Below are 25,666 nucleotides of genomic sequence, written 5' to 3'. Positions count from 1 at the left end.
ACCGAGGAGTCCTGATGACCGACGTCACCACCCCTTCGATCTCCCGCATGCCGAACCCGGGCGAGTTCGTGCCCGAGCTCGCCGACATCAGTGCCGCGCTGTTCCGGGCCACCGGCAACCGGTCCGTGCCGCGCACCACCATCGGCCTGGTCCACCTGCGGGCCGGCCAGATCGTGGGCAACACCTATCTGACCGTGCTCAACACCGGCTTCCTGCGCAAGGCGGGCGAGTCGGAGGAGCGCATCACGGCGGTGGCCTCCTGGCAGGACGCCCCCTGGTTCACCGAGGCCGAGCGCGCCGCCCTCGCCCTCGTCGAGGCCACCCTCCGGCCCGCGCCGCCCGGCCGGGAGCGCGTCACGGACGAGCTGTACGCGGAGGCGGCCCGGCACTACGACGACAAGGCCCTGGCGACGCTGACGATCGCCATCGGGCAGATCAACTTCTTCGTCGCCCTCGCCGTCATCGGCAAGCCCGCGCCGGTCGACTCCCTCGCCGACCGGCAGTGGGACTGACCCCGGCCCTCCCGGCGGGCGTCAGGCGTCCTGGAGACGCCGGAAAGGACGCTCGGACTCCAGGGCGAAGGCCGCCTCCAGCAGGGTGCGTTCGCTGCCCGGGCGGCCGGAGAGCAGGACGCCGACCGGCAGCCCGTCGGCCGTGGTGCGGGCGCTGGGCAGCGAGAGCGACGGGGTGCCCACCACGTTGTCGATCGGCGTGTAGGCCACGTACTCCAGGATCCGCTCGACCAGGACGGGGTACGGGACGGTGGGGGCGAGGTGTCCGATCGGCGGCGTCGTGCGGGCGAGGACCGGGGTGAGGACGAGGTCGTGGCCGCGCAGCGCCGCCGCGTAGGCGGACTTGGTGCGGCGCAGCCGGCGGACGACGCCCGGGGTGCCGCGCCAGCGCTTCACGTACTCCTCGCGCAGTCCTCGGCTGAGCCCGTCCATGCGGTGCCGGTCGAAATCGGCGCCGAAGGTGCGGCCGGAGGCGCCGAGGAGGAAGGAGAGCATGCCCCAGTAGGTGAGGAAGTCCTCGGTGAAGCGGGGGTCGATGTCCATGGTGACGGGCTCGACGGTGTGGCCGAGGCCGCGGAGCGTGGCGACGGTGTCGGTGACGGCGGCGCGCGTGTCGTCGTCGCAGCGGACGCCGTTGGGCGAGTCGAGCAGGTAGCCGATGCGGAGCCTGCGGTCCGAGGGGCCCTCGACGAGGCCGACCGGCGGCAGCTTCGGGTGGCGCCGGTGGCGTTCCGCGGCGGCGAGGAAGGCCGCCGAGTCGCGGACGGTGCGGGTGACGACGCCGTCGACGACGAGGTCCACCGGCAGGTGGCGGCTCTGGTCGTTGGCGACGACCCGGCCCCTGGTCGGCTTGAGGCCGACGAGTCCGCAGCAGGCGGCGGGGATCCGGATGGAGCCTCCGCCGTCGTTGGCGTGGGCGAGGGGGACGGCGCCGGCGGCGACGAGCGCGGCGGCGCCGCCGGAGGAACCGCCCGCGGAGTGGCCGGTGTGCCACGGGTTGCGCACCGGGGCGCCGGCCTCGTACTCCGTCGTCGGGCTGAAGCCGAACTCGGGCAGCCGGGTCTTGCCGACGACGGTGACGCCGGTGCTGAGCAGTTGCCGGACGAAGGGCGCGTGCCGGCGGGCCGGCCGGGGCGTGAAGGCGGCGCTGCCGTGGCCGGTGGGGAGGCCCGCGTAGTCGGTGTTGTCCTTGACGAGGGTCGGGACGCCGGCGAAGGCTCCGCCGGTGCCGCCGCGGAGTTCCGGCGGGTCGAGCGGGACCTGCACGGCGTTCAGTTCCGCGACCGCCCGCAGACGGGCGGCCGCGTCCCTGGCGACCTCGGCGGCGCCGACCTCGCCCCGCCGGATCGCCGCCGCGAGACCGACGGCGTCGTGCTCGCCGAGGGAGTCGTCCCGGAAGGCGTGCACCGTGGTCCGCTTCTCGTAAGTCACCGCTGCCTCAGCCCCCGGGGTCGTGGTTGGGTACCGCCGTCGACGCCATCATGGCGTACCCGCGGGTAACACGCGAGGGCCGGGCGGGCGGTCGACGGCCGGTGGCTGGCGGCCGGCAGCTGGTGGCTGGTGGCTGGTGACTGTCGGACGCGTGAGGCCCTATCGGCCCTGGAGCCGCTTGACGTTGTCGCCGAAGGTCCAGTTCCTCGACCCGTCCCAGTTGGCGGACCAGGTCATCAGGCCCTTGAGCCTGCCGCCGTAGTGGTTCCACGCCTGGGCGACGAGGGAGGGCGACATGTGGCCGCCGCCCGCGCCGGGCTGGGCCGGCAGGCCGGGGACCTGCTTGTCGTACGGGACGCGGATGGTGGTGCCCTGGATGACGAGGCCGCGGTCGAGACAGTCCGTCTGGGCGGTGAACCCGGCGACGGTCCCGGCGGAGTAGGAGTCGCCGGAGCAGCCGTACATGCTGCCGTTGTAGTACTGCATGTTGAGCCACCACAGACGCCCGTTGTCCGCGTACTTCTTGACGATCGGGAGGTAGGCGCCCCAGATCGAGCCGTACGCGACGCTGCCGCCGGTGACGTAGGCCGTCTCGGGCGCCATGGTGAGGCCGAAGCCGGCGGGCATGCGGGCGAGGACGCCGTCGATGATGCGGATCAGGTTGGCCTGGGAGGCGGAGAGCGTGGTGATGCTGCCGCTGCCGACGAGGCCGGTCTCGATGTCGATGTCGATGCCGTCGAAGTTGTACTTCTGGAGGATCGGCACGATCGTCGCGACGAACCGGTCCGCGACCGCCTGGGAGCTGAGGTCGATCCCGGCGGCCGCCCCGCCGATGGACATGAGGAGGGTGGCGCCCGCCGCCTTGGCGCGGCACATCTCGGCCGGGGTGGAGACGCGGACGGTGTTGTCCATGCCGTCCTCCCACAGCACGGTGCCGTCCGACCGGATGACGGGGAAGGCGGCGTTGATGACGTTGTACCCGTGGGCGGCGAGCCGGGGGTCGTCGATGGGAACCCAGCCGAAGGGCGGGTGGACGCCGTTGGCGGCGCCGTCCCAGTTCTCCCAGTAGCCCTGGAGGACCTTGCCGGTGGGGCGGGTCTTGAGGGCGCAGGTGTCCGCGGCCGAGGCGACCGGGACGGCGCCGCCGCGCCCGGTGCCGGCCTGGGCGGGTGCGGCCTGGGCAGGAGCGGCGGTGACGGTGGCGAGCAGGGCGGCGAGTGCGCCCAGTCCCGCTCCGAGGGCGCGGACGATCCGTGAGCCTGGCATGCGTGTGCTCCTTGGGACGTGGGGGGTCGGTCCGGGGCATGGCGCGCGCTTCCGCCGACCGTAGATTGGTCCAGACCTACCGTCAACCACCCACGCAAGGAAGTGAGTTGACCGGATGTACGGGCGCGGCGACGGAAGCCGTCCGCGGCGGCCCCGCGACCCGGCCCGCCCGCCAGGAGGGCGAGCCGGGTCCCACGAGCGAGGGGCCGGACGGGCGAGGGGCCGGACGGGCGCGACCCCCCGCCGGACCCGGTCGCCAGGGACGACGGCCGCCGAGGCGCCGCCGCGCCGCCTCGGCCGCCACGGCGCCGCATGGCGCCACACCCAGGCCGCATGACACCACTCCCGCTAGGCATGGCACCACTCCCACCACGCGTGACGCCACTCTCCGTCGCGCATGGCGCCGCCTCCGTCACGCGCGCCCACTCCCGTCGCACATGGCGCCACCCCCGCCGCGCATACTGCCGCCCCGTGGCGCATACCACCGCCTCCGTCTCACGTGGCGCCACCCCCGTCACGCATGGCGTCACGCGACACCATTCGGCGCCATCCATGGCACCATTCAGCGCCACTTGGGGCCACGCGGCGCCAAAGAGGGTTGCACATGGCGCCATCCTGGTGCCATGATGACGTCATGGACCTCACCCCGTACGTCGACAGCCTCCGCCGCGAACTCGCGGTGGCCGCCGAGGCCGGTGGCGACGAAGCGCGCGACCTGGCCGAGCGGCTCACCGCCCCCCTGGAGTCGGCGACCCGCCTCACCCTGCTCAACGTGCTCTCCGCCGCGATGGACGAGATCACCCGCGAGCTCGCCCCTGGCTCGGTCGACGTACGGCTGCGCGGCCTCGACCCCGACTTCGTGGTGACGCCGCCGCCGACCGGGGCCGCCGCCCCCGTGGAGCCGGCCCCGCCCGCCGAACCGCTCCCGGTCCCGGCGGTCGCCGAGGGCGACGAGGGCGGCACCGCCCGCGTCAACCTGCGGCTGCCGGCCCACCTCAAAGCCCGCGCCGAGGAGGCAGCCGCCCGCGAGGGCCTGTCGGTCAACGCCTGGCTGGTCCGGGCCGTCTCCGCGGCGGTCGGCGGCGGCACCGCTCCCCGCCCGCCGGAGAAGACCCGCACCATCGGACAGAGCATCACGGGCTGGGTCCGCTAGCCGGCGCACCGCACCCGCACCACTTCCTTCCCGAACACGGCCCCCACCCGCGGGGACGACCCGACGACCCAAGAGGACGGGACAGCCATGCCTTCTTTCGACACTCCCGCACCGATCTCCGTCACCGCGTTCGTGTACGCCGGCTCGCTCACGATCACCGCGGGCGACCGTCCCGACACCGTCGTCGAGGTCCGGCCGCGCAACGCGCAGAAGGACCTGGACGTCCGGGCGGCCGAGCAGACCGAGGTGACCTTCGCGAGCGGGACCCTGACCGTCAGGACGCCCAAGGCCAACCTGATCGGGCGCGGCGGCACCGTGGACGTGGCGCTGGACCTGCCCGCCGGCTCCCGCGTCGACGTGACCGGCACCGGCGCCTCGGTGATCGGTGGGGGACGGCTCGGCGAGACCAGCGTCAAGGTCTCGGCGGGCGAGGTCCGCCTCGACACCACCGGACCGCTGACCCTGGACGCGGCGCACGGCGCGACCACCGTCGACCGGGTCGAGGGCGCGGCCGAGATCACCAGCAGCACGGGCAGCCTGCGCGTGGGCACGATCGACGGACCCGCGGTCCTCAAGAACTCCCACGGCAGCACGATCGTCGACCGCGTCACCGGCGAGCTCCGGGTGAACGGCGCCCACGGCTCCGTCGAGATCGTGCGCGCCGACTCGGACGTCACCGGCACCACGACCCATGGCAACCTCCGCGTCTCCGAGGTCTCGCACGGCGAGGTCCACCTGGAGACGTCCAACGGCTCCATCGAGGTCGGCGTCCGCGAGGGCACCGCCGCCTGGCTCGACGTCAGCTCCCACCGCGGACAGGTGCGCAACACGCTCAGCGCGTCCGAGGCCCCGACGGAGACCGAGGACACCGTCACGATCCGGGCGCGCACCAACTGGGGCAACATCGACATCCGCCGCGCCCGCGCCTGACCTCCCGTCGCACCCCCTCCCCCAGGGGCGGCCCCTCGCCCCCGCCCCTCCCCAGCCTTCGCTCCTCCCCCACCTCACCCCCCAGCCTTCGCTCCTCCCTCACCTCACCCCTCGATCGGAGGGCCTCATGCCTTTTCCTGTCATGCCCATGCCCAACCGGAGCGACGGGCGCACCGCGCCTGCCGCCATCACCGCCACCGCTCTGCGCAAGTCGTACGGCGACAAGACCGTCCTCGACGGAGTCGACCTCCACGTGCCGGCCGGTTCGATCTTCGCCCTGCTGGGCCCGAACGGCGCCGGCAAGACCACCGCCGTCAAGATCCTCTCCACCCTCGTCACCGCCGACTCCGGCCAGGTGACGGTCGCCGGCCACGACCTGGCCCGCGCACCCCAGAAGATCCGCGCCGCGATCGGCGTCACCGGACAGTTCTCCGCCGTCGACGGCCTGATCACCGGCGAGGAGAACATGCTCCTCATGGCCGACCTGCACCACCTCCCCAAGGCCGAGGGCCGCCGCGTCGCCGCCGAACTCCTCGCCCGCTTCGACCTCGTGGAAGCGGCCAAGAAGCCCGCCTCCACCTACTCCGGCGGCATGAAACGACGCCTCGACATCGCCATGACCCTGGTCGGCAACCCCAGGATCATCTTCCTCGACGAACCCACCACCGGCCTCGACCCCCGCTCCCGCCACAACATGTGGCAGATCATCCGCGAACTCGTCGCCGACGGCGTCACCGTCCTGCTCACCACCCAGTACCTCGAAGAGGCCGACGAACTCGCCGACCGCATCGCCGTCCTCAACGGCGGCCGCATCGTCGCCGAAGGCACCGCCGAACAGCTCAAGCGCCAGATCCCCGGCGGCCACGTCCGCCTCCGCTTCACCGACCCCACCGCCTACCGCACCGCCGCCGCCACCCTCACCGAGGCAGCCCGCGACGACGAGGCGCTGACGCTCCAGATCGCCAGCGGCGCCGGACAGCGCGAGCTGCGCGCCATCCTCGACCGGCTGGACTCCACCGGCGTCGAGGCCGACGAGCTCACCGTCCACACCCCCGACCTCGACGACGTCTTCTTCGCCCTCACCGCGGGCGACGCCCCCCACCGGAGCGGCCGGCCCGGCCCGTCCGACCAGAAGCAGGAGTCTGCCCGATGAGCGCCCTCTCCCTCGCCGCCCGCGACTCGTCCACGATGCTGCGGCGCAACCTCCTCCACGCCCGCCGCTACCCGTCCCTGACGCTGAACCTGCTGCTCACCCCGGTGATGATGCTGCTGCTCTTCGTCTACGTCTTCGGCGACGTGATGAGCGCCGGCATGGGCGCGGGCGCCGACCGCGCCGCGTACGTCGCCTATGTGGTCCCCGGCATCCTGATGATGACCGTCGGCGGCACGGTCGTCGGCACCGCCGTCTCCGTCTCCAACGACATGACCGAGGGCATCATCGCCCGCTTCCGCACCATGGCGATCCACCGGCCCTCCATCCTCGTCGGGCACGTCGTCGGCAGCGTCCTCCAGTGCCTCATGAGCGTGGTCCTCGTCGGCGCCGTCGCCGTCGCCATCGGCTTCCGCTCCACCGACGCCACCGCCCTCGAATGGCTCGCCGCCTTCGGCCTCACCGCCCTGATCGCCATCGCGCTCACCTGGATCGCCGTCGGCATGGGCCTGGTCTCCCCCAACGCCGAGACCGCCTCCAACAACGCGCTCCCGCTGATCGTGCTCCCCCTGATCTCCAGCGCGTTCGTCCCGATCGACTCGATGCCCGGCTGGTTCCGGCCGATCGCCGAGTACCAGCCCTTCACCCCCGTCATCGAGACCCTCCGCGGCCTCCTCCTCGGCACCGAGATCGGCCACAACGGCTGGCTCGCGGTGGCCTGGTGCGTCGGCATCACCGTCCTCGGCCACCTGTGGTCGAAGTCGGTCTTCGACCGCGACCCGAGGTAGCCCCACCCTCCCCGGCCGCCAGGGCGGCGTACCCGACACCCGTCGGCGTGCGCCGCCCCCGCCGCGTTCCCCACGCGTCCGCCTACCGCGGCTCCGCCTCCCGGATGCGCTCCAGCAGGCGCTCGTAACCGGCCCGGCGGTCCGGGCGGGCGCGGGAGACGGACCGGCGCAGCAGGGGGACGGCGTCCGGGCCGGCGCGCAGGACGGCCTCCTCGGCCTCCCGCCGCACCGTGGGCCGCGCGTGGTCGAGGAGCGCGACGAACGCCGGGAGCGCCGGCTTCCACCGCGCCCGCGACAGCGCCCGGATCGCGCCGCGCACCACGTCGGACCGCGCGTCGCCGAGCAGGAGCTCGGTCAGCCGCAGGTGCGCCTCCCGGTCGAGCAGCGTCCGCGAGGTCCGGTGCGCGTGCAGCCGTACTCCGGTCTCCGGACGCGCCAGCAGCTCCCGCAACAGCTCTTCGAGGCGCGCCGGTTCGAGCACGGCGGAGCGCTCCGCCAACCGGGCCAGGGTGCGCCGGATCCGCGCGGGCTCGGGCGACCGCAGGAGGGCGACCAGTTCCTCGTCCGAGGAGGACGAGGAGGATCCCCCCGGTACGGGTACGGGCGCGCGCTCGCGCAGGGTGCGGAGCGCGGCGGCCCGGTGCTCGGCCGGCTCCGGGCCGGGCAGCGGGCCGTCGACGAGGGCGAGCCGCGCCTCGGGGTGCCGCTCGCTCAGCCGGTCGAGGAGCGGGGTGCGCTGGAGGGGCCGGTCCGCGAGCAGGTCGAGGAGGCCCGTCTCCCCCCGCGCGAGGCGGTCTTCGAGGTGCGCGGCCAGGAGGTCGGCCGGCACCCGGCGCAGCGCGCGGAAGGCGTCCGCCCGCGCGCTCTCCGGCCCGTGCCGCCACAGGTCGAGGAGGACCGGGAACAGGTCTCGGAGCTCCCGGGTGTCGAGTCCGGTGGCGGCGATCCGGGCCACCCGGTCGGGCCGGACGGGTCCCGCGCCGCCGAGGAGCGCTTCCGGGCCGGCTTCCGCCAGCGCGCGGCCGAGCGCGGCCGGGTGCGCGCGGGCGGCGGACTCGTCCGTACGGCCGCTCAGGTACGCGTCGAGGACGGCGGCCCGCGCCTCTGGTTCGGGCCAGGGGAGGAGGGCGCGCGCGGCCGTGTTCCGCTGCTCCGGGGTGCCGGAGGCGAGCAGGGCGAGCAGCCGTTCGCGCTGCGCGGCCGAGCGGGGCTGGTCCAGGTCCGCGGGGTGGACCACGCGCGGCGCGGCGCCCGCCGCGCGGGCGTCCTCGGCGAGGGTCCAGGGCGGGGCGCCCAGGGGCTGAAGGTCCGTCATCCAGTCGAGCAGTGCCGTCCGGACGTCCCGGGGCGCGTCCGCGTGGGCTTCGGCGAGGGCGGCGAGCAGGTCGCGCGACCCGGCCGCCGCGACCCGGGCGCGGTACGCGGACAGTGCGCGGACGTCCCTCGCGGCGGCGGTGAGTTCGCGGTGCGAGGCCTCCGGAGCGGTCGGCGGGGTGACCTCGAACGCCTCGCTCAGCAGCCGCGTACCCGCCCGGTCCGGGTCCGGGTCCAGGGCCGTGAAGGCGAGTTCGCGGTCGAGGTCGGCGCGGACGAGGACCGCGCCGGCGAGCCGGAGCAGTCTCAGCGTCGACCGCCGGCCGGGGCGGCGCGGGGGCGACGACCTGACGGCGGTGATGACGCGCGAGCGGACGGAGTCGCGCGGGGCGATGCTCTCCAGGAGGCCGATGAGCCCGTCCCTGGTCTCCCCTTCCGCTTCCGCGAGGCCGTCGAGCAGGACCGTGAGGTGCCGGGCGAGCGTGTCGCGTTCGTGGGCCGGGAGGGGGTCCGGGCAGAGGGAGCCGGGCAGCAGTCCGAGGACGGCCCGCCGGGCCCGCTCCGAACCGGCGGCGAGCGCCAGCCAGTCGGAGAGGTACGGGCGGGTCGCGCGGAGCCGCGCGGCGCGGGGGGCGGCGGGCCCGCCGGGTGCGTGGCGTTCGGCGAGGCGCAGGGCGGCGTCCGGGTCCCAGCCGTGCTCCGCCAGGCGTTCGAGGTCGGCCGTGTCCCGGTCGGGCTCGGGTGCGGCGAGCGCGGCGCGGAGGCGGTCGCGGGCGCGGGCGTCCGTCGTGCCGGTCGCGGCGGCGGCGACCGTGGCGTCGAGGGCGTCGCCGAGGAGGGCGCGGAGGGCGTCCAGGAGGAGGGAGCGCAGGCCGGGGTTGTCGTCGCGGCCGAGGCGGTGGAGGAGCCGGGGCACGGCTTGGGCGGTGCCGGCGGTCGCGAGGGCGCGGGCTGCCGTCTTGCGGACGTTCATGGCCGGGTGGTCGAGGCAGGCGGCGATCGCGTCGGACGCCCAGCGGGCCCCGGCGTCGCCGAGGGCTTCCACGGTCCGGCGTACGGTCTGCGGGTCGCGGTCCGGTCCGGTCAGCGCGAGCAGCGTCGCCGACACGGCTTCGACGCCGTCGCCCTCCGTGTCCCGCGCGAGCAGGACGACGGCGTGCTTGCGCACGTGCCGGTCGGGGTGGCGCAGGAGCGGGTGGACGCGGCGCCGGACCGCGGGGTGCGGCGCGCGCGGGAGGTCGGTCAGCAGGCGGAGCAGGACGGTCTGTTCGCCCGCCGTGAGCCCGGTCCTGTCCAGCAGGCCGAGGGCCAGGTCGGCGACGAGCGCCTGCCCGGCGGCGTCGGCGTCGGGGGCGTCCAGGAGGCACAGTGGACGGATCCGGCCGCGCTCGTACAGCCGTCGGCCGAGGTCGCGCAGCGCCTCCTCGGCCTCGGGCGGGACCACCGGTTCCGCGCCCGGTACGGGTTCCGCGCCGCCGGGCTCCCACGCGGCGGCGGCCTCCCCGGCGATCCGCAGCAGCAGGTCGGCGAGGACGGGCAGCAGGCCGGGGCCGGCGTGCGCGGCGAGCCGGGTGAGGGCGGCGACCGGCCTGGCGGGATCCAGGTGTGCGGCGAGGAGGGCGAGTTCGCCCTCGTCGGGCCCGCCGAGATCGGCGGCCATCCGGGCGGGCAGCTGGGCCGCGTCGACCCGGACGAGCAGCCGCCGCCGTACCCCGGGATCGGTGGCCAGCAGCCAGACCAGTTCCAGGGCCCGGTGCCGGAAGGCCCGTACCGCGCGCTCGGCCGACGTCGGCTCGGGCGGGCCGTCGAGGCCGAGGGCGGCGCCCAGGACGCGTACCGTCCGCTCCCCGCCGACGGCCTCCAGCGCGTCGAGCGCGTCGGCGGGGGCGTGCGGGAGGGCGGCGAGGACGGCGTCCTCGGTCCCGGGGTCGCGCAGCGCGCGCAGGGCCCGCAGGAACGGGCCGGGGGCGGAGGCGAGCGGCAGGACGCGGGCGATCTCCGCGGCCACCGGCAGGCCGCCGACGCCCTGCCCGTCCAGGGCGACGAGGAGGTCGAGGCGGCGGGGCCACAGGACGTCGTCCGGCGCGCTGTCCACCAGGAGGCGCAGCAGTGCGCGCCGGGCGGTGAAGAGGACGGTCGCCACGGTGCGGGCCGGGACCGTGTGGTCGGTGAGCGCGAGGGCCAGCACGGCCGGGACGTCGGGGTCCGTGACGAAGTGTCCGCGGCGGTGCATCGCGCGCAGGCAGTCGACCGCCGGCCCGGCGAGCAGCAGCGGGTCCTCCCCGGCGAGGTCGAGGACGGCGCGCACGTCCTCGCGCCGCGCGGTCTCCCCGTACAGCGCCAGGGCCCGCCTGCGTACGCCGGCCGTCCGGTCCGGATCGAGCGCGGCCCTCCACAGCACCTCGCCCAGCCCGTGCGCGGCGGCGGTGGTGAGCGCGGCGTCGGCGGTGAGCGGCCCGAGGAGGCCGGTGAGACGGGCGGCCGACAGCGGCTCGACGGCGGCCCAGGGTTCGGCGAGCGCCGCGAGGGCGGCGTTCACGACGTCTCCGGCACCCGCCCCGAGCAGACCCGTCAGCGTCTGCCGCACGAATCCCGGATCCAGGACGCGGCGACGCAGCCCCGCCCGGGCCAGCCGCACCGCCCCCCCCTCCAGCACGGCGTCCCCGCTCCCGGCCAGCGCGCGGACGAGCGCGGCGGCGTCCACGGTGTCGCCGATCTCGACCCGCCGCACGGCCTGGTACAGCGCCTCCCCCGGCTCCTCCCGCGCCGCCGCCCCCGGATCCCGTACGAGCTCCGCCGCCGACAGCGCGACCCGCACCACGGGCACCAGCACCTCACCGGGCCACTCGCGCCATCCTTCCGGCGGCCCGCCCCGGGCGGCCGATTCGAGCGCCGCCTCGGGGCTCGCGGGAGCGGGGCGGGAGGGTGAGGGGCGGTGACCCGCTGGGGTTCTCGATGTCGGACGCACTCCGGGATCGTAGGGTCCCCGACGCGTCCGTCCCACCTGCTTTCGTCCCGCTCGCCGGCCCGTCCGCCCCCCGGCTCCGCTGTCGGAGGGGCGTTGTCAGACCCTGGCGCCAAAATGGGTTCATGACCGCATCTCCCGCCGTCGAGGCGCACCTTGTCCTGTCCGGTTCCGTCGCGTACGAGGACGCGCTCGTGCGGTTGCGCACCGCGTCGCGCGCCTACTACGCCGGGGAGAACAGCCCGTTGGACGACGCCTCGTACGACGCGCTGCGGCTGGCCGTGCTGGCGTGGGAGGCGGAGCACCCGGGCGAGGCCCCCGGGTCGCCGACGGGGCTGGTGGCCGACGGCGCCGCGCCGGAGGGCGACGTCGCGCACACCTCGCGCCTGCTCAGTCTCGACAACGTCTTCGGACCCGAGCAGCTGGTCGCCTGGGGCGCCTCGCTCCAGCGGCGCCTCGGCCGGGCGGTCGAGGGCGGGTTCACGGTCGAGCCCAAGATGGACGGCGCGGCCGTCGCCGCCCGGTATCGGGACGGGCGGCTCACCCAGGTCGTCACCCGCGGCGACGGCACGCACGGCGAGGACGTCAGTCACGTCGTGGGATCGGTCGTCGGTCTGCCCGAGCGGCTGCCGCTGCCGGTGACCTTCGAGGTCCGGGGCGAAGTGCTGTTCACGCACCAGCAGTTCGAGACGGCGCAGGAGGTGCGCGCGGCGCACGGCGGGGCGCCTTTCGCGAATCCGCGGAACGCGGTCGCGGGCACCCTGCGGGCCAAGGACCGGCCGTACCGGCTGGAGATGACGTTCTGGGCGTACGGTGCCGTCGAGCTGGATGGCGGATCGTTTCTCCCCGCCGGGGCGACGCACGCCGAGGTGCTGGCCGCGGTCGCCGCGGCCGGCGTCCGGACGACGGCCGACACCCCGGCCGGGCTGCACGTGGTCGGCACCGTCGCGGAGGCGCAGGAGCGGGTGGACGCGATCGGCGCGCTCCGCGCCGGGCTGCCGTTCGGCATCGACGGTGTGGTCGTGAAGGCGAACAGCCGGGCCGAGCAGGCCGAGGCCGGGCTGGGGAGCCGCTTCCCCTACTGGGCGATCGCCTACAAGCTGTCGGCCGTGGAGCGCCAGACGGTGCTGCGGGAGGTCATCTGGGAGGTGGGCCGCACGGGCGTGCTCGCGCCGACCGCCGTCCTCGACCCGGTCGAGATCGACGGCTCCACGGTCTCCCGCGCCACCCTGCACAACCCGGCCGATATCGCCCGCCGCGACCTCCACCTCGGCGACACCGTCACCGTCCACAAGGCGGGCGACATCATCCCGCGCGTCCAGGCGCCCGTCGTGGAGCTCCGCCCGGCCGGCGCCGAGCCGGTCCCGCTGCCGGCCGTCTGCCCGAACTGCGCGGGCGGGATCGACCGGAGCCAGGAGCGGTGGCGGTGCGCGAAGGGCGCGGGCTGCGCGCTCGCCCCGCTGATCGAGTACGCGGCCGGGCGAGACGTCCTGGACATCGACGGCCTCGGCAGGACCTATGTGAAGGCGCTGATCGACGCCGGACTGGTCGCGGACGTGGCGGACCTCTTCACCCTCACCGAGGAGCAGCTGACGGCCGCGGCGGGCAGCGCCCGGCGCGGCGCGAAGCTCGTCGAGCAGTTCGAGCTGGCCCGCAGCCGCCCGCTCAGCCGGGTGTTCTGCGCCCTCGGCATCCGGGGCACCGGCCGTCGCATGTCGCGGCGGCTCGCGACCCACTTCGGCACGATGGAGGCGATCCGCGCGGCGAGCGCCGAGGACCTGCTGTCCGTCGAGGGCATCGGCCCGGAGAAGGCGCCCGTGGTCGTCGCCGAGCTGGCCGCTCTCGCCCCGGTCGTCGACAAGCTGATCGCGGCGGGCGTCAACATGACCGAGCCCGAGGCGCCCGGTGCTCCCGCCGGCACCGCCGCCGAGGGCTCCGCACCCGTGGAAGGGCCGCTGACCGGCAGGACGGTGGTGGTCACCGGAAAGATGACCGGCCGCCTGGAGGGCTACGGGCGCTCGCAGATGAACGAGCTCATCGAGCGCGCCGGCGGCCGGGCCGGCAGCAGCGTCAACGCCAGGACCAGCTGCCTGGTCGCCGCGCCCGCCGCCGGCGGCAGGCCCAGTTCGAAGGTGGTCGCCGCCGAGAAGCTCGGGGTGGAGGTCCTCACCCCGGAGGCCTTCGCCGAACTCGTCGCCGCCCACCTCGACTGACGGCGGCGGAACGGCACGGTGACGGCAACGGGCCCGGCCCCCCCGAGGGGGCCGGGCCCGTGCGCCCTTACAGACATGCCGGTGGGCGTCAGCGCTCCGACGTACCGCCCTGGGCGGAGGTGCGGCGGCGCGGACGGCGGTCGGCGCTCCGGCCGCCCGCCTTCGCCCCGGCCTCGCCGCCCTTGGCCGTCCCACCGGATCCCGTACGACGGGAGGGGACGCGGCCGCCGGCCGCGGCGCCGCCCGCGGTGGACGCCTTCGCGCCCGCGGTGGCCCGGCCGCCGGCGACGGCCTTCGCGCCGCCCGCGGCCCCGGTGGCACCGGCACCCGCCGCGGCGGTCCGGCGGCCGGTACCGCGGCCACCCGTACGCGCGGGGGCCTCGGCCTGCGCCGTCGCGCCGCCACCGCCGCCGCGCCGCCGCCGGGAGGGGCGGCCGCCTTCGGCGGTGGACTTGCGGGCCGGGCGGGAGGACGCGGGCGCGGTCGGCTGGGGCACCTCGATGGTGACCGCGACACCGGACGGCTCGCGGGCGCCGGTGAGGGTGGCCAGCTCGTCGTCGCTGGACTTGAGGCGGGTGGTCCGCGGGGCGATGCCCGCGTCCTTCATGAGCCGGCTGAACTCGTGCTTCTGCTCCGGCAGGACCAGCGTCACGACGCTGCCGGAACCGCCGGCCCGGGCCGTGCGGCCACCGCGGTGGAGGTAGTCCTTGTGGTCGGCCGGCGGGTCCACGTTCACGACGAGGTCGAGGTCGTCGATGTGGATGCCGCGGGCCGCGACGTTCGTCGCCACCAGCGCCGTGACCTGGCCGGTCTTGAACTGCTCCAGGGTCCGGTTCCGCTGCGGCTGGGTCCGGCCGCCGTGCAGGGCCGCCGCGCGGACGCCGACGGACAGCAGGCGCTTCGCGAGCCGGTCCGCCGACCGCTTGGTGTCGAGGAAGAGGATGACCCGGCCGTCACGGGCCGCGATCCGCGTGGTGACGGCCTTCTTGTCGGTCACGTCCTGCACGTGGAGGACGTGGTGCTCCATCGTGGTCACCGCGCCGGCGGACGGGTCCACCGAGTGCACCACGGGGTCGGTGAGGAAGCGCTTCACCAGCTGGTCGATGTTGCGGTCCAGCGTGGCGGAGAAGAGCATCCGCTGCCCGTCGGGCCGCACCTGCTTGATCAGCTTGGTGATCTGCGGCAGGAAGCCCATGTCGGTCATCTGATCGGCTTCGTCCAGCACCGTGATGCGGACGTCGTCGAGGACGCAGTCGCCCCGCTCGACGAGGTCGTTCAGACGGCCGGGGCTCGCCACGACCACCTCGACGCCACGCCGGAGCGTGGTGGCCTGCTTGGTGATCGACAGTCCGCCGACGACGGTGGTGAGCCGCACGTTCACCGCGGTCGCGTACGGCGCCAGGGCGTCGGTGACCTGCTGGGCCAGCTCGCGGGTCGGCACGAGCACCAGCGCGAGCGGCGCCTTGGGCTGCGCCCGCAGCCCGGCCGTGCGGGCGAGGAGCGCCAGACCGAACGCGAGGGTCTTGCCGGAACCCGTCCGCCCCCGCGCCAGCACGTCACGGCCGGCGAGCGAGTCGGGCAGGGTGGCGCCCTGGATGGGGAAGGGCGTGGTCACGCCCTGTGCGGTGAGGGTCGCCAGCAGCCCCGCGGGCATGTCCAGAGCGGCGAAGTCCTCCGCGGCGGGGAGGGCGGGCGTCGCGCTCTCGGGCATCCGGAACTCGCCGGGCGAAGCCGGGGACGAGGTCGGGGCCGAGGGGGCGGAGCCGCGCTTGCTCGGCTTCCGGGGCCTGCGGGACATAGGTTTCTCTGCCTTTCTTCGAACAGCACAAACCGGGGTCCGCACCGCGACGGTGCGAACCCCGGTGAGCGGAAAAACGTCCGGCTATCAGGCGGGGACGATGTTCTCCGCCTGCGGGCCCTTCTGGCCCTGCGTGACGTCGAACGAGACGCGCTGGCCCTCCTGGAGCTCACGGAAGCCCTGGGTGGCGATGTTCGAGTAGTGGGCGAAGACGTCCGGGCCGCCGCCGTCCTGCTCGATGAAGCCGAAGCCCTTTTCCGAGTTGAACCACTTCACGGTTCCCTGTGCCATGACCTTCTCCTTCTGTAGGCAGAGGCCCCATCCGGAGATGCCGGAAAAACGAAATATGCGCCTGCGGAAAAGCATTCCGGTCAGGCGCACATAGGTTCATGGGTACCACAACTGCAACAAGTCCACCGTAGCACGCTCCGGGCCTCCGTGCTGATCACCCGGGGGTGCGGCGCGCCGCACCCCCGGGTGAGAGGTCAGCGGCCGGCGGGCGGAGCCGACAGCGCGTGCAGGCGCAGGGCCAGCTGTATCTCCAGGGCGCGGGGCGGCGACTGCCAGTCCGGGCCGAGCAGGCGGCCCACCCGTTCCAGCCGCTGCGCGACCGTGTTCACGTGGACGTGCAGGTCCTCCTTGGTGCGGGCCGGACTCATGCCGCTGGCGAAGTAGGCGTCCAGGGTGCGCAGCAGGTCGGTGCCCCGGCGCCGGTCGTACGCGGCGACCTGGCCGATCGTCCGCTCCACGAAGCCGCCGATGTCCCGGGTGTCGGCGAGCAGCAGGCCGAGGAAGCCGAGGTCCTCGGCCGCCGCGCCCTCGCCCGCGCGGTGCAGCAGCCGCAGCGCGTCGAGGCAGCGGCGGGCCTCCTGGTACGCGCCCGCCACCTGGTCCGGGTGGTCGAGCGGGGCCCGGACCGGCGCGGAGGCTCCGACGGTGACGGGTTCGCGCAGGGCGCCGCCCAGGTGGGCGGCGGTCTGGCGGGCCACCTCTGCGGCGTCCTCGCCGGGGCCCAGCGGCAGCAGGAGGACCGCGCCGCCGTCGCGGTCGGACGCGAGGCCTCGGCGGGTGGCGGCGAGGTGGGAGGCGGCGGACCGGAGGCGTTGCCGGTCGGCGCTCTCGCGGCCGGGCGGCTCGCCGCCCTCGCCGGGGCCGGCCCGGTCGACGCGGGCGGCCAGGACCACGTGCGGGGCGTCGCTGTCGGTACGGAGGCGGGCGGCGCGCTCGCGGAAGAGGCGCCGGTCGCGGTCGGGTGCGTCGAGGAGGTCGTCGAGCAGCTCGCCCCGTACCCGCTGCTCGGCCTCGCCGGCCGAGCGGCGGGCGAGCAGGAGCAGGGAGGTGACGAGCGCGGCCCGCTCCAGGGTGCGCAGGTCGACGGGGTCGAGGCCGGGCCGGCCGCGCAGGACGAGCGCGCCCAGGTGCTCGCCGCCCGCGGAGACGGCGGCCACCCAGTCGTCGCCGTCGCGGACGGCGTGTCCGTCGGCGCGGCGGGCCGCGCCGGCGGGGGTCTCGGTGAACTCGACGGTGCCGCCGAGGACCTCGGAGACGGCCTCGGCGACGTCGTGGACGCCGCCGCCGCGCAGAACCAGCTCGGAGAGGCGGTCGTGGACCTCGGCGGCGCGCTCGATCACGGCGCTGTGGGTGCGGATGATGTCGTTGGCGCGCTCCAGTTCGGCGAGGGCGGAGCGGGTCTCGGCGAGCAGGTTGGCGGTGTCGATGGCGACGGCGGCGTGGGCGGCGAAGGAGCCGAGCAGAGCGACCTGCTCGCGTTCGAAGACCCTGGCCCGCCGGTCGGCGGCGAAGAGCACCCCGATGACCTGGCTGCCGAGGGTGAGCGGCACGCCGAGGATGGCGACCAGGCCCTCGTCGCGGACGGCGGTGTCGATCGTGCGGGTGTGCTGGAAGCGCGCGTCGCCGAAGTAGTCCTCGGTGACGTAGGGGCGGGCGGTCTGCGCGACGAGACCGCCGAGTCCTTCGCCCATGCCCAGCCGGACCTGCTGGAAGCGGGCGGAGACGGAGCCCTCGGTGACCCGCATGTAGGTGTCGCCGGCCTCGGGGTCGTTGAGGCTCAGATAGGAGACCTCGGTCCCGAGGAGGGCGCGGGCGCGCTGGACGATGGCGCGCAGCACCGCGTCGAGGTCGCGGAGGCCCGCGAGGTCGTGGGCGGTGGCGAAGAGGGCGGACAGCTCGGCCTCGCGGCGGCGCCGGCCCTCCAGTTCGGCGCGGACGCGCAGGGCGAGCTGCCTGGCCTCTTCGAGCCCTGCCAGCGTCTCGGGACCCGCGCCGCTCGCGCGGGCGAGGAGCGCGGGCCGGTCGTATGCCTCCGTGGCGGCTCCCCGGGCGAGGAGTTCCAGGTAGGAGACGTGTTCGTGCGACATGGGGACAGGGATACCCGGCGGAGGCGGGGCGCACCAGCCCTGTGGACGACTCCCGGGGACGGCTCCCGCGGACCACTCCCGCGGGCGACTCCTGTGGACGACGCGTGAGGCCGGCGCGAGGGGCCGACGCGCGGCCGGGTGCGCGGGAGAGAGCGGGTGCGCACGGGTGCTGCGAGCGCGGCCGGGTGCGCGCGCGAGAGCGGTCCGCACGGGCGCTGCGGGCGCGGCCGGGTGCGCGCGCGAGAGCGGTCCGCACGGGCGCTGCGGGCGCGGCCGGGTGCGCGCGACCGGCCTCAGCGCGCGTGGGCGGTGCGGAACGAGGCGGGCCCGTCGCCGAGCGCCTTCTCGATCCGCCGGTGGGAGAAGCGCTTCATCTCCGGGAGGGCGCCGATCTCGAACCAGCCGACGTCGATCGACTCGTCGTCGTTGACCCTGGCCTCGCCGCCGACGGCCCGGCAGGCGAAGGTCACGTCAAGGAACTGGCAGATGTCGCCGTTGGCGTACACGACAGGCTTGCGCAGGGTCTCGACGAGGATGATCCGCTCGGGCACGCACAGGACGCCTGTCTCCTCCTCGACCTCGCGGACGGCGCAGTCGGCGGGCTGCTCCCCCGGTTCGATGATGCCGCCGATCACGGCCCACGCCCCGGTGTCGGCGCGCCGTCCCAGCAGGACCCGGCCCCGGTCGTCGAACACGACGGCGCTGACGCCGGGCAGGAAGAGCAGCTGGTGCCCGGCGGTCTTGCGGAGTTCTCGGATGAAGTCAGGGATTGCCATGCGTTCGACCCTAGGTCATCCGACGATCACCCGACCGGGTCCGTCCCCGGCCTCAGGGCCGCGCGCGGCGAGCCCGTACGGCACGGGTCGCGGCCCAGCCGAGTCCGGCGGCGGCGACGGCGGCGAGCAGGGCCTCCGGGAGGGCGCCGAGCCGGGTCGCGGGCGTCTGCGTGGAGCGCAGGGGGACTTCCTCGACGAGGTAGTCGGGGGTGAACATCGCGGTCCGGGAGACGATCTCGCCGTCGGGGCGGATGACGGCGCTGACGCCGCTGGTCACGGGGACGACGACGGCCCGGCTGTGCTCGACGGCCCGCACCCGGGACATGGCGAGCTGCTGGTAGGTCATCTCGCTGCGGCCGAAGGTGGCGTTGTTGCTGGGGACGGTGAGCAGCTGGGCGCCGTGCGTGACGGTGTCGCGGACGGCCCAGTCGAAGGCGGCCTCGTAGCAGGTGGCGAGGCCGACCTTGGTGCCGGCGAGGTCGAAGACGCCGACCTTGTCTCCGGGGCCGAAGTCGCGGGCCACGCGGTCGACGTTGCTGTTGAAGAGGCGTACGACCGGGCGCAGGGGGATGTATTCGCCGAAGGGCTGCACGTGCCGCTTGTCGTAGGTGGCGACGGGTCCCTTGCCGGGTTCCCACTGGATGAGGGTGTTGCGGAGCTTCCCGGTGGGCGGGGCGATGACGGCGCCGATGACGGTGGGGGCCTTGATCGCGTCGACGGCGCCCTCGATGACGGCGGCGGCGTCGGGGTTGGCGTAGGGGTCGATGTCGGAGGAGTTCTCCGGCCAGAGGACGAAGTCGGGCTGCGGCCGGGTCCCGGCCTCGACCTCCTCGGCGAGTTCGCGGGTGCGGGCGGCGTGGTTGTCGAGGACCTGGCGGCGTTGGGAGTTGAAGTCGAGGCCGAGGCGGGGGACGTTGCCCTGGATGGCGGCGACGGTGGCGGTGCCGTCCTCGGCGGCGTCGCTGACGAGCGGCAGGGCGGCGAGGGCGCCGGTGACCGGGACGAGGACGGAGAGCGCGGCGGCGGCGAGCGGTCCGCGCGGGACGGTGCCGGCGGCGCGGTGGAGGCGGACGAGGCGGACCGCCTCGTAGAGGCCGAAACCGCAGAGGGCGACCGCGAAGCCGAGCACCGGGGTGCCGCCGACGGCGGCGAGGGGCAGGAAGACGCCGTCGGCCTGGCCGAAGGCGATCTTGCCCCAGGGGAAGCCGCCGAACGGCACGCGCGCGCGTGCCGCCTCGCCGAGGATCCAGACGCCCGCGGCGAAGACGGGCCACCAGGGGAGCCGGGAGACGGCGGCGATCCCGAGTCCCACGCAGGCGACGAAGAGGGCCTCGATCGCGGCGAGGGCGAGCCACGGCACGGGGCCGACCTCTTCTCCGGTCCAGACGAGGAGCGGCAGGAGGAAGCCGAGGCCGGCGAGGTGGCCGAGACCGAAGCCGGCGCGGAGGCGGCGCCCGTACAGGCTCCAGCCGAGGAGGGCGAAGGCCGGCAGCGCGAGCCACCACAGGGGGCGCGGCGGGAAGCTCAGGTAGAGCAGGACGCCGGAGAGCAGTGCGGCTCCGGGGCGGACGAACCGCGCGGCCCGGCCGGAGCGGCGCGGCCGGTCCTCGCTCGCGGCCGCGTCGTCGGCGGCTCCGGCGGCTTCGGGGGAGATGGTGGTGCTCACCTTGCGGAGTGTACGGGGCGTCCCTGTTGACGCCTGGTCCGGCACGGCACGGGGACGGCCCCGCGCCCCGGTGCGGTCGGCGGCGCCGAGGCGCACGCGCGGTCCGGTCGGCGGCGGCGACCCGTCTGCGCGCGCGTGCCGGTCAGGCGCCGGCGGGGGTCTGGGGCGGGGCGGGGCGGCGGAGGTGGCGGCGGATGGAGTCGACCGCGCCCTCGGCGCCGTCGACGGTGACGGTGAAGGTGCGCCCGTCGGCGAGCCGGAGCACCAGTCCCTCGCCCCGGCGGACGACGACGGCGGTGCCCCGGTCGGGGCGCCAGCGGTAGCCCCAGCCGCCCCAGTGGCGGGGGGTGACGCTGGGGTCGTAGTCGGCGCCGAGGACCTCGGTGAAGGGGATGGTCCGGCGCGGGACTCCGATGTGGCCGCAGCGGACCTCCATGGCGCTGTCGTCGACGCGGACCTCGACGTGGACGAAGGCGAGGGTGCCGAAGAGGACGAGGAGTCCGGCCGCGAGGCAGCCGACGACGGCCATGGCGAGGGCGAGGATGCCGGAGGTCCAGGCCGACTCGACGGCGATGGTGATGCCGAGCGCCATGAAGGCGGCGCCGGCGAGGGCGGCGATCCACTGGAAGCGGTTGGTGGCGCGCCCGGTCCACACGGCGGTCGGCGGGCGGCCACCGGTGTGCTGCTTCCTGGAATGCCTCATATCGGGAAGATTACCCAGCGGCGCGAGGTTCAGCGCGTCGGAGCGGAGCCGTCCGGTGACTCGCGGTGACGCTTCAGGCGGTGGGCGCGGGGGCGGCCGCGAGGAGGCGGCCGGCGGCGTAGTCGAGGGCGGCGACCGGGAGGGGTCCCGGGCGACCGCTGAGGAGGACGGATAGGGTGCCGGTCGGGTCGGCGTCGGGGGCCGGGGCGGCGCCGACGCGGCGAAGCGCCTGGGCGGCGACGGCGTCGGCGGAGCCGTGGAAGACGACCGGCGGCAGTCCGGGGCGGCGGCGGGGGGCCAGGGCGGCGAGGATGCGGTCCTCGACGAGTTCGTAGTGGGTGCAGCCGAGGACGAGGGCGCGGACGTCCGGCGGGGTCAACTCGGCGGCGGCGGCGACGGCCCGGTCCACGGCCTCGGGGTCGGCGTGCTCGACGGCGTCGGCGAGGCCGGGGCAGGGCACCTCGGTGACCTCGGCGCCGGCGGCGAACTCGCGGATCAGCCCGCGCTGGTAGGGACTGCCGGTGGTGGCGGGGGTCGCCCAGATGGCGACCTTGCCGCCGGCCGCGGCGGCCGGCTTGATCGCGGGGACGGTGCCGATGACCGGGATCCCCGGTTCGAGGGCGGCGCGCAGGGCGGGGAGGGCGTGGACGGAGGCGGTGTTGCACGCCACGATCAGGGCGTCCGGGCGGCGGTCGGCGGCGGCGCGCGCGACGGCGAGTGCCCGTCCGGTGAGGTCCTCGGCGGTACGCGGTCCCCAGGGCATGCCGTCGGGGTCGTTGGAGAGGAGCAGCTCGGCGTCCGGACGCAGCCGGCGCACCGCGGCGGCTGCCGGGAGGAGGCCGATTCCGGAGTCCATGAGCGCGATCTTCACCCGGTCACCCTAGCCGATGGCCCTTGCATCCCCGCCTTTCTGGGGCAGACTGCGGCAAATGAGCACCCTCGCCTGGTTCGCGTCCGCCTCTCTGGTCGTCTGGGTCTGGCTCCTGCTCGGCCAGGGCTTCTTCTGGCGCACGGACCAGCGGCTGCCACGGGGCGGCTCCGGCGCGCGGGCGGGCTCCTCCCCCGCGCCCGGGGGACCGGAGGGATGGCCCGGCGTCGTGGTGGTGGTGCCCGCGCGGGACGAGGCCGAGGTCCTGCCGCTGAGCCTGCCGTCGCTGCTGGTCCAGGACTATCCGGGCCGGGCCGAGGTGATCCTGGTCGACGACGGGAGCACGGACGGGACCGTGCGCCTCGCCGTCGACCTGGCCGCGCGCCACGGCGGGCTGCCGCTGTCGGTGGTGTCGGCGGGCGAGCCGGCTCCGGGGTGGACGGGGAAGCTGTGGGCGCTGCGGCGCGGGATGGCGCTGGCACGCGCGCGCGGGCCGGAGTTCCTGCTCCTCACGGACGCGGACATCGCCCACGAGCCGGACAGTCTGCGGCGGCTCGTGGCCGCCGCCGTGGGCGACGACCGGGACCTGGTGTCGCAGATGGCGCGCCTGCGGGTGGCCGGCGGCTGGGAGCGCCTGGTGGTCCCGGCCTTCGTCTACTTCTTCGCCCAGCTCTATCCGTTCCGTTGGATCAACGCCGCCCGGCCGCGGGCGACGGCGGCGGCCGGGGGCTGCGTGCTGCTGCGGACGGAGACGGCGGTGGCGGCCGGCGTGCCGGACGCGATCCGCTCGGCGGTCATCGACGACGTGGCGCTGGCGCGGGCGGTGCGGGCGGCGGGTGGCCGGATCTGGCTGGGGCTGGCCGAGCGGGTGGACTCGGTGCGCCCTTACCCGGGGCTCGGGGAACTGTGGCGGATGGTGGCGCGGAGCGCGTACGCCCAGCTGCGCCACAATCCGCTGCTGCTCCTGGGGACGGTCGCCGGGCTCGCGCTCGTCTACCTGGTGCCGCCGGTCGCGCTGGTGGCGGGCGTGGTGTCCGGGGACGCGCCGGCCGCGTGGGCGGGCGGGGCGGCGTGGGCGGTGATGGCGGGGACGTACCTGCCGATGCTCCGCTACTACCGTCTGACCCTGTGGTCGGCGCCGCTGCTGCCGTTCACGGCCTTCCTCTACCTGCTGATGACGGTCGATTCGGCGGTGCGGCACCACCGGGGGCGCGGCGGGGCCTGGAAGGGGCGTGTCCACTCGGGAAGCGGCGTCGCGGGGGGCGGTGGCGCGGGGGGCGGGGAATTCGCTTCCCGACACGGGGAGTAACGCGGTGAATTCGGCGCGTGCGCGACGCGTGCGAGGCGCGGGATTGACGATTCGGCATACCCAAGATCACTTCCCTCACTCCTTCCGGTCGCTTTTTCTTTATCCGTTCTTCATACCGGAGGTGCTTCTCGGTGCCGGACGGTCCAACCTGTCGGTAACCCCTTCCCAGCTCGGGTTTTACGCGATCATGGGACAGAAGTGTGCCCGTTTTTGACATGTTCGCTCTGGTTGGGGATCCACTGCCGTCAGAAGCCTGTCAAAGAAGGTGTTGAGCAGGCTCCCCAATCGGCAGATCGTGGGCTTAACTTATGTGCCATGACCTCCCCCCGCTCCAGCTATGGAGGCGGTTACCACACCGCGCCGTCCTTCCCGGACACCCCTATCTACGACTCCCTGGTCGCGGAGCGGGGCACGCCTCAGATCGCCCCGATCCGAGTGCCCGCCGCGTACGAGGCCCCCACCGGATACCCGGCCCCCGTCGGCTACCCGGCGCCCGCCCCTACGGGCTCCTACCTGCCGGCCCTGCCCGCCCTCCCGTCCGCGCCGTCCCCTCAGCCGGCGCCCGCCTACCAGGGCGGTGGGTACGGCTACCCGCACGGGGCCCCGCAGATGGCGCCCGCGCCGCTGCAGCCGGCGCCCACGCCGTACATCCCCCAGCAGCCCGTGCAGCCGCGCGGCTACCCGGGGGGACCGGTCCCGCAGCCGGCCCGCCCGATGGCCGGCGGCTACGAGGCGATGCGCCCGGCCGCCCCGCGCCCCGCACCGGCGCCGGTCCCGGCTCCCGCGCAGTACCAGGACCCGTACAACCGTCCGTATCAGGGCGGCGGTTACTGACGGGCCCGCTCGGCTCAGGTCTCACCGGGGGCGGAGCGGCTGGCAGGATGAGGACATGTCTGATCCCGTCCTCCGCTCCGTCCACGTCCACCCGGTGAAGTCCCTCCGCGCGCTCGACCGCGCGGAGGCGGAGGTGGAGCCCTGGGGTCTCGCGCACGACCGCCGCTGGGCCGTCGTCGACGCCCGGGGCACGGTCATGACCCAGCGCCGCCACCCCCGGCTGGCCCTCGCGACCGCCGAGCCCCTCGCCGACGGGGGCCTGCGGCTGACCGGGCCCGGCCGGGAACCCCTCGTGGTGGCGGTGCCGGAACCCTCGGCCACGCTCACCGCGGACATCTTCGACAAGCCCGTGGAGACGGTTCCCGCCGGTGAGGCGGCCGCCGCCTGGTTCTCCGCCTTCCTGGAGGCGGACGCGCGCCTGGTGCACCTGGACGCGCCCGAGCACCGGCGCCCCGTCGATCCCGCGTACGCGCTCCCCGGCGAGACCGTGAGCCTCGCCGACGGCTATCCGCTGCTCGTCGCCTCGGCCGCCTCCCTCGACGCGCTCAACGGGCTGATCGCGCGGGGCGACCACGCCGCCGAGGGCCCGCTTCCCATGAGCCGCTTCCGGCCGAACCTCGTCGTCGGCGGGACCGAGCCGTGGGCGGAGGACGGATGGACCCGCCTCACCGTCGGCGAGGTGACCTTCCGGGTGGCCAAGCCGTGCGGGCGGTGCGTCGTGACCACCACGGACCAGACCACCGCCGAACGCGGCAAGGAACCCCTGCGGACGCTCGCCGCGCACCGCCGGCGGGACGGCAAGCTCGTCTTCGGCCAGAACCTGATCCCCGAGCACCGCGGCACGGTCCGCGTCGGCGACCCGGTGAAGATCCTCGACTGACCCCACCGCCCCACCCCGTCTGATCTCCGCTCTCCGCTCTCGACAGGCGAACCCGGCGCCCCGCGGGCACACTCGTGCGAGGAACGACGAACGAGGGGGTTCCGGCATGCGCGCGATCACCGGACTCTGGCGCTGGCGGCGCAATCCCCTGCGCCGGACCACCGACCTGGTCGAGGCGTGGGTGGCACTCACCGCCCTCGTCGTGCTGTGCCTGGCGGTGCCGCTGGCCGGCTGGACGGCCGGCTCCTCCGCCCAGGCCTCCCTCCAGCGCGCGGTCCGCGCCCAGCAGCAGGGGCGTACCGAGACCACCGCCCGGGTCCTCCGCCCCGCTCCCCTCCCGCCCGGCGCCGCCCCGTCCGGCGCCCAGACGGCCGAACAGCGCTTCCGGCGCGCGGTCGTGGCCCGCTGGACCGCGCCCGACGGCACCCCCCGCACGGGAACCGTCACCACCTCCCGGGGCAGCACCGCGCCCGGCGACACCTTCCCGCTCTGGACCGACCGGGACGGCCGCGCCGTCGCGGCCCCCCTGGCGGGCGACACCGCCCGGGCCCACTCCTTCGTCGCCGGTCTGACGGCGGCCCTCCTCGCCGGGCTCGGCGTCGAGCTCGTCCGGCGGCTCGTGATGCGGCGGCTGCGCTTCCGCCGGTACGCGCGCCTCGACCGCGCCTGGGCATCGGTCGGACCGGACTGGGGCCGCACCGGCACCGGTAGCTGACGGCGACCGGAACACAG

The 25,666-nt window shown here is 75.4% G+C and carries 20 protein-coding genes; 10 read left to right on the top strand and 10 right to left on the bottom strand.

The genetic code is table 11. The features are described from left to right. Positions 1 to 14 precede the first annotated feature (14 nt). On the top strand, positions 15 to 512 hold the full coding sequence (locus tag ACF1BN_RS22695) for a carboxymuconolactone decarboxylase family protein (RefSeq protein WP_392333411.1): 498 nt from the start codon (positions 15 to 17) through the stop codon (positions 510 to 512). Between the two features lie 21 nt (positions 513 to 533). Here ACF1BN_RS22695 and ACF1BN_RS22690 read toward each other — a convergent pair whose 3' ends face one another. Both ACF1BN_RS22690 and ACF1BN_RS22685 read right to left on the bottom strand, forming a co-directional pair. Beyond that, entirely contained in the window at positions 534 to 1,943 is a 1,410-nt protein-coding gene (locus tag ACF1BN_RS22690; RefSeq protein ID WP_392333410.1) for an amidase, read from the bottom strand. A 159-nt stretch (positions 1,944 to 2,102) separates the two neighbouring features. Then, on the bottom strand, positions 2,103 to 3,209 hold the full coding sequence (locus ACF1BN_RS22685; RefSeq protein ID WP_392333409.1) for a chitinase: 1,107 nt from the start codon (positions 3,207 to 3,209) through the stop codon (positions 2,103 to 2,105). Positions 3,210 to 3,843: 634 nt separating this feature from the next. On the opposite strand from ACF1BN_RS22685, the gene ACF1BN_RS22680 reads away from it, so the two are divergent. The 4 genes from ACF1BN_RS22680 (at position 3,844) to ACF1BN_RS22665 (ending at position 7,230) form a co-directional block, all read left to right on the top strand. Then, on the top strand, positions 3,844 to 4,362 hold the full coding sequence (locus ACF1BN_RS22680) for a toxin-antitoxin system HicB family antitoxin (protein WP_392333408.1): 519 nt from the start codon (positions 3,844 to 3,846) through the stop codon (positions 4,360 to 4,362). Positions 4,363 to 4,449: 87 nt separating this feature from the next. Beyond that, entirely contained in the window at positions 4,450 to 5,292 is an 843-nt protein-coding gene (locus ACF1BN_RS22675) for a DUF4097 domain-containing protein (RefSeq protein ID WP_392333407.1), read from the top strand. Positions 5,293 to 5,434: 142 nt separating this feature from the next. Then, a complete protein-coding gene (locus ACF1BN_RS22670) occupies positions 5,435 to 6,445 on the top strand; it encodes an ATP-binding cassette domain-containing protein (protein WP_392333406.1) in 1,011 nt (336 codons plus the stop codon). After that, the gene (locus ACF1BN_RS22665; RefSeq protein ID WP_392333405.1) at positions 6,442 to 7,230 is read left to right on the top strand and encodes an ABC transporter permease; all 789 of its coding nucleotides are present in this window, start codon (positions 6,442 to 6,444) and stop codon (positions 7,228 to 7,230) included. Before ACF1BN_RS22670 ends, ACF1BN_RS22665 begins: the two co-directional genes overlap by 4 nt. Positions 7,231 to 7,312: 82 nt before the next feature. Here the strand turns inward: ACF1BN_RS22665 and ACF1BN_RS22660 are convergent, their stop codons facing one another. After that, positions 7,313 to 11,365: a HEAT repeat domain-containing protein gene (locus ACF1BN_RS22660; protein WP_392333404.1), complete on the bottom strand. Its 4,053-nt coding sequence runs from the start codon at positions 11,363 to 11,365 to the stop codon at positions 7,313 to 7,315. A 269-nt stretch (positions 11,366 to 11,634) separates the two neighbouring features. On the opposite strand from ACF1BN_RS22660, the gene ligA reads away from it, so the two are divergent. Beyond that, complete coding sequence (gene ligA, locus ACF1BN_RS22655) at positions 11,635 to 13,722, top strand: NAD-dependent DNA ligase LigA (RefSeq protein ID WP_392333403.1); 2,088 nt, start codon at positions 11,635 to 11,637, stop codon at positions 13,720 to 13,722. 88 nt (positions 13,723 to 13,810) lie between these two features. Here the strand turns inward: ligA and ACF1BN_RS22650 are convergent, their stop codons facing one another. The 7 genes from ACF1BN_RS22650 to ACF1BN_RS22620 form a co-directional block, all read right to left on the bottom strand. Then, positions 13,811 to 15,520 (bottom strand): DEAD/DEAH box helicase, encoded by a 1,710-nt coding sequence (locus ACF1BN_RS22650; protein ID WP_392333402.1) that lies wholly within the window; start codon positions 15,518 to 15,520, stop codon positions 13,811 to 13,813. A gap of 87 nt (positions 15,521 to 15,607) precedes the next feature. After that, a complete protein-coding gene (locus ACF1BN_RS22645; RefSeq protein WP_007502648.1) occupies positions 15,608 to 15,811 on the bottom strand; it encodes a cold-shock protein in 204 nt (67 codons plus the stop codon). 194 nt (positions 15,812 to 16,005) lie between these two features. Further along, entirely contained in the window at positions 16,006 to 17,898 is a 1,893-nt protein-coding gene (locus tag ACF1BN_RS22640; protein ID WP_392333401.1) for a helix-turn-helix domain-containing protein, read from the bottom strand. Between the two features lie 293 nt (positions 17,899 to 18,191). Further along, complete coding sequence (locus ACF1BN_RS22635; RefSeq protein WP_392333400.1) at positions 18,192 to 18,674, bottom strand: NUDIX domain-containing protein; 483 nt, start codon at positions 18,672 to 18,674, stop codon at positions 18,192 to 18,194. Between the two features lie 52 nt (positions 18,675 to 18,726). Continuing rightward, complete coding sequence (lnt, locus tag ACF1BN_RS22630) at positions 18,727 to 20,340, bottom strand: apolipoprotein N-acyltransferase (RefSeq protein WP_392333399.1); 1,614 nt, start codon at positions 20,338 to 20,340, stop codon at positions 18,727 to 18,729. A gap of 142 nt (positions 20,341 to 20,482) precedes the next feature. Then, positions 20,483 to 21,043: a hypothetical protein gene (locus tag ACF1BN_RS22625; protein ID WP_392333398.1), complete on the bottom strand. Its 561-nt coding sequence runs from the start codon at positions 21,041 to 21,043 to the stop codon at positions 20,483 to 20,485. A gap of 73 nt (positions 21,044 to 21,116) precedes the next feature. Then, on the bottom strand, positions 21,117 to 21,914 hold the full coding sequence (locus ACF1BN_RS22620) for a glutamate racemase (RefSeq protein WP_392333397.1): 798 nt from the start codon (positions 21,912 to 21,914) through the stop codon (positions 21,117 to 21,119). Positions 21,915 to 21,972: 58 nt separating this feature from the next. Between ACF1BN_RS22620 and ACF1BN_RS22615 the strand changes: the two genes are divergently transcribed. From ACF1BN_RS22615 to ACF1BN_RS22600, 4 genes are all read left to right on the top strand, one after another. Continuing rightward, complete coding sequence (locus tag ACF1BN_RS22615) at positions 21,973 to 23,220, top strand: glycosyltransferase (protein ID WP_392333396.1); 1,248 nt, start codon at positions 21,973 to 21,975, stop codon at positions 23,218 to 23,220. Positions 23,221 to 23,535: 315 nt separating this feature from the next. After that, entirely contained in the window at positions 23,536 to 24,054 is a 519-nt protein-coding gene (locus ACF1BN_RS22610; RefSeq protein WP_392333395.1) for a DUF6643 family protein, read from the top strand. A gap of 55 nt (positions 24,055 to 24,109) precedes the next feature. Beyond that, entirely contained in the window at positions 24,110 to 24,934 is an 825-nt protein-coding gene (locus tag ACF1BN_RS22605; protein WP_392333394.1) for an MOSC domain-containing protein, read from the top strand. Between the two features lie 106 nt (positions 24,935 to 25,040). Then, complete coding sequence (locus ACF1BN_RS22600) at positions 25,041 to 25,649, top strand: hypothetical protein (RefSeq protein ID WP_392333393.1); 609 nt, start codon at positions 25,041 to 25,043, stop codon at positions 25,647 to 25,649. Positions 25,650 to 25,666: the final 17 nt, after the last annotated feature.

This window comes from Streptomyces sp. NPDC014861 (genome assembly GCF_043081625.1).
Taxonomy (GTDB): domain Bacteria; phylum Actinomycetota; class Actinomycetes; order Streptomycetales; family Streptomycetaceae; genus Streptomyces.
Note: the sequence above shows the minus strand (reverse complement) of the source record. Positions and strands in the feature narration are given on the sequence as shown.

What these genes read in the sequence shown, in the direction of transcription:
- ligA (WP_392333403.1), top strand. Translation starts at nt 11,635, where the DNA reads ATGACCGCATCTCCCGCCGTCGAGGCGCACCTTGTCCTGTCCGGTTCC.
- ACF1BN_RS22600 (WP_392333393.1), top strand. Translation starts at nt 25,041, where the DNA reads ATGCGCGCGATCACCGGACTCTGGCGCTGGCGGCGCAATCCCCTGCGC.
- ACF1BN_RS22670 (WP_392333406.1), top strand. Translation starts at nt 5,435, where the DNA reads ATGCCCATGCCCAACCGGAGCGACGGGCGCACCGCGCCTGCCGCCATC.
- ACF1BN_RS22615 (WP_392333396.1), top strand. Translation starts at nt 21,973, where the DNA reads ATGAGCACCCTCGCCTGGTTCGCGTCCGCCTCTCTGGTCGTCTGGGTC.
- ACF1BN_RS22635 (WP_392333400.1), bottom strand. Translation starts at nt 18,674, where the DNA reads ATGGCAATCCCTGACTTCATCCGAGAACTCCGCAAGACCGCCGGGCAC.
- ACF1BN_RS22675 (WP_392333407.1), top strand. Translation starts at nt 4,450, where the DNA reads ATGCCTTCTTTCGACACTCCCGCACCGATCTCCGTCACCGCGTTCGTG.
- ACF1BN_RS22665 (WP_392333405.1), top strand. Translation starts at nt 6,442, where the DNA reads ATGAGCGCCCTCTCCCTCGCCGCCCGCGACTCGTCCACGATGCTGCGG.
- ACF1BN_RS22695 (WP_392333411.1), top strand. Translation starts at nt 15, where the DNA reads ATGACCGACGTCACCACCCCTTCGATCTCCCGCATGCCGAACCCGGGC.
- ACF1BN_RS22685 (WP_392333409.1), bottom strand. Translation starts at nt 3,209, where the DNA reads ATGCCAGGCTCACGGATCGTCCGCGCCCTCGGAGCGGGACTGGGCGCA.
- ACF1BN_RS22610 (WP_392333395.1), top strand. Translation starts at nt 23,536, where the DNA reads ATGACCTCCCCCCGCTCCAGCTATGGAGGCGGTTACCACACCGCGCCG.
- ACF1BN_RS22680 (WP_392333408.1), top strand. Translation starts at nt 3,844, where the DNA reads ATGGACCTCACCCCGTACGTCGACAGCCTCCGCCGCGAACTCGCGGTG.
- ACF1BN_RS22605 (WP_392333394.1), top strand. Translation starts at nt 24,110, where the DNA reads ATGTCTGATCCCGTCCTCCGCTCCGTCCACGTCCACCCGGTGAAGTCC.
- ACF1BN_RS22640 (WP_392333401.1), bottom strand. Translation starts at nt 17,898, where the DNA reads ATGTCGCACGAACACGTCTCCTACCTGGAACTCCTCGCCCGGGGAGCC.
- ACF1BN_RS22625 (WP_392333398.1), bottom strand. Translation starts at nt 21,043, where the DNA reads ATGAGGCATTCCAGGAAGCAGCACACCGGTGGCCGCCCGCCGACCGCC.
- ACF1BN_RS22645 (WP_007502648.1), bottom strand. Translation starts at nt 15,811, where the DNA reads ATGGCACAGGGAACCGTGAAGTGGTTCAACTCGGAAAAGGGCTTCGGC.
- ACF1BN_RS22650 (WP_392333402.1), bottom strand. Translation starts at nt 15,520, where the DNA reads ATGTCCCGCAGGCCCCGGAAGCCGAGCAAGCGCGGCTCCGCCCCCTCG.